The 2,918-nt window shown below is 74.4% G+C and carries 2 protein-coding genes; both read left to right on the top strand.

Annotated elements, in window-relative coordinates; all coding sequences use genetic code 11:
- The first annotated feature begins 130 nt into the window (after positions 1-130).
- Positions 131-1,168, top strand: coding sequence for an oligopeptide/dipeptide ABC transporter ATP-binding protein (locus tag KIK08_RS38435; protein WP_214408231.1), 1,038 nt, complete (start codon positions 131-133; stop codon positions 1,166-1,168).
- 54 nt (positions 1,169-1,222) lie between these two features.
- Positions 1,223-2,812, top strand: a complete 1,590-nt coding sequence (locus tag KIK08_RS38430) for an ABC transporter substrate-binding protein (protein ID WP_214408230.1) — start codon at positions 1,223-1,225, stop codon at positions 2,810-2,812.
- Positions 2,813-2,918 lie beyond the last annotated feature (106 nt).

Here is a 2,918-nt window from a genome sequence, read left to right as displayed (position 1 = left end):
ACAAGACGGTGGAGCGAGGGGCCAAGCCACCTGAGCCATCGAGGGCAGCCAGCATGAAAACCATCCTCGCTCCACCTGCATCACCCCATCCTCTCCGACGACGGGGGACGTCTCTGGAAGGTAGGGCTGCATGAGTTCCCCGGCGCGCACCACGGTGCTCTCCGTCGAGGACCTGGTCGTGACCTACGGCGGACGCCGCGACCCGCTGCGGGCGGTGGACGGGGTCTCGCTGGGCGTCCGGCGCGGCGAGACGCTCGGGATCATCGGCGAGTCCGGCTCGGGGAAGTCGACACTGGCCGCGGCCATCGCCGGGCTCACACCGGTGACCTCGGGACGGATCCGCATCGCCGACGCCGACGGCGCGCCGGTCGACGTCCCGGCCACGGTCGGCCGCTCCGGCCGGGTCCAGATGATCTTCCAGGACCCGATGCTGGCGCTGAGCCCCAGCCTGCCGGTGTGGCGCAGCGTCGCCGAGCCGCTGGCACCGCGTTCGCTGCGCGTCCCCGGCCGGTTCCGCGCCCGGGCCGTCGAGCTGCTCGGTCGGGTCGGACTCGGACCGGAGCTGGCCGAGCGCCGCCCGGCGCAGCTGTCCGGCGGGCAGCGCCAGCGGGTCACGATCGCCCGCGCCGTCGCCGCCAGCGCCCCCGTGGTGATGTGCGACGAGCCCGTCGCCGCCCTGGACATCTCGTTGCAGGCCGGAGTGCTGCGCCTGCTCGACGAGATGCGCGCCGAGCACGACCTGACCTACCTGTTCATCTCCCACGACATGACCTCGATCGCCCGGCTCGCCGACCAGGTCGGCGTGATGTACCTGGGCCGGCTGGTCGAGGTGGGGCCGGTGCGGGCGGTGCTGGGCGAACCCCGCCACCCCTACACCCAGGCGCTGATCAGCGCCGTGCCGTCGGTGGCGCGGGCCGGCCGGGCCGGCGAGCGCACGCTGCTGTCCGGCGAGATCCCGGACGCTCGCCGTCCGCCGTCGGGCTGCCGGTTCCGCACCCGGTGCCCGTTCGCGCAACCGCTCTGCGCCCGCGAAGCGCCCGTCCTCTCCGCCGCCGGCACCGACAGCACCGACAGCACCGACAGCACCGACAGCACCGGCGAGCACCGCACCGCCTGCCACTTCTGGCCGCGGATCCGCGACGACCGCGCCGCGTCCACCGCCGCCTGAGCCACCCGTCCCGTCGGGGATCCGCCGCACCAGCCCGCACGAAGGAGTGCCCCCATGTCCCCTGCCCTCCCGACCCGGCGCCGCCCCGGCCGCCGGACCCGCCTGCTCGCCGGGCTCGTCGCGGTGGCGTCCGCTGCCGCGTGCTCGTCCGGCGGCGCCGCTCCGTCCGGCGCCACCGGCGGGGCGCCCGACCCGGCCGGCACCGTGAACGTCGTGCACGGCTCCACGCCGAACCAGTTCGACCCGTGCGGCACGCTCAACGGCTCCGAGCTGGCCTACATGTGGGCCGTGTACGCCCCGCTGATCCGGTCGAACCCGGTCACCGGCGAGCTCACCCCGGGCATCGCCACCGCCTGGGAGACCGCCCCCGACGGGCTGAGCCTGACGCTGACCCTGCGCTCCGGGCTGACCTTCCAGGACGGCACCCCCATCGACGCGACCACCGCCGCGGAGAGCCTGAACCAGTGCCTGGAGCTGGGCAACCAGACCGTGCCGGGGCTGGAGGGCGTGGCCGCGCAGGACCCGACGACGCTGGTGTTCACCCTGTCCAGCCCGTCGTCGGGGCTGGTCGACCTGCTCGGCAGCCGGCTCGGGCTGCTCGCCTCACCCCGCGCCCGGGAAGCCGAGGGCACCGCGTTCGGGTCCAAGCCCGTCGGTGCCGGCCCCTACCGGTTGACCGAGTTCGTGCCGGGCAGCTCCATCCGGCTCACCCGGTGGGACGGCTACCAGGAAGCCGGGCCGCCGCCCGGCAAGGCGGCCGCCATCGCCGTGCAGATCATCACCGACCCGTCGGCGCAGGTGGCCGCGCTGACCGGCGGTCAGGCCGACTACGGCTACCGGCTCGACAGCAGCGCCGCGGCGGCCCTGCGTGACGTGCCCGGGGTCACCCTGAGCAACGAGATCGGCGTGGCGATCAGCGACCTCAACATCGACCGCAGCCAGGGCCCGCTGCAGGACGTCCGCGTGCGGCAGGCGCTCAGCTACGCCATCGACCGCACGGCCGTCGCCGCCGCGGCCAACGACGGCCTGAGCGACGTGGGCTCGGTGCAGCCGTACCCGCCCGGGCACCCGTACCACTTCGACGACCTCGACGGCGCCTACCCGCGCGACATCGCGAAGGCCAAGCAACTGCTCGCCGAGGCCGGCTACCCGAACGGGGTCACCCTGCGCGGCGTGTCGCTCGACGGTGCGAACTTCCAGAACAACGCCGTGCTCATCGCCCAGCAGCTCGCCGAGGCCGGCATCACGGTGGACTTCGAGGCCAAGGCGCTGCCGGACGCGACCAAGAGCTTCTACACCGACCACCAGTACGACATCTTCTCCACCGGGATGAACTCCGGCCCGGACTGGCTGACCATCTACCGCAGGCTGCTGGCCACCACGTCCTCGGGCAACGCCGGCAAGGTCCCGGTGCCCGGCGGCGACGAGGCCCTCGCCCAGCTCAACGCGGCCACCACTCCCGAGCAGCTGCAGGCCGCGCTGCGCAACGCCACCCAGGTGCTGCAGGACCAGCTGCCGATCGTGCCGCTGTACTTCACCCCCTACGTGGCGGCGTGGACCGACCGGGTCACCGGCGGACCGGACGCGTTCGCGATCAACGGCGAGGCCGACTTCACCGCACTCGGCGTCACGAGCGCGGGCTGACGTGGCCGCCCACGAGTCCGCGACGCTGGCCGGGACGCCGGCCGAGCCGGCCCCGCCGGGCGGTGCCGAACCGGCGCCGGCCGTCGAGCGCGGCCGCGGTCGGCTC

Origin of the sequence: Pseudonocardia lacus, assembly GCF_018531445.1 — a bacterium.
Lineage (GTDB): Bacteria > Actinomycetota > Actinomycetes > Mycobacteriales > Pseudonocardiaceae > Pseudonocardia > Pseudonocardia lacus.
Note: the sequence above shows the minus strand (reverse complement) of the source record. Positions and strands in the feature narration are given on the sequence as shown.

What these genes read in the sequence shown, in the direction of transcription:
- KIK08_RS38435 (WP_214408231.1), top strand. Translation starts at nt 131, where the DNA reads ATGAGTTCCCCGGCGCGCACCACGGTGCTCTCCGTCGAGGACCTGGTC.
- KIK08_RS38430 (WP_214408230.1), top strand. Translation starts at nt 1,223, where the DNA reads ATGTCCCCTGCCCTCCCGACCCGGCGCCGCCCCGGCCGCCGGACCCGC.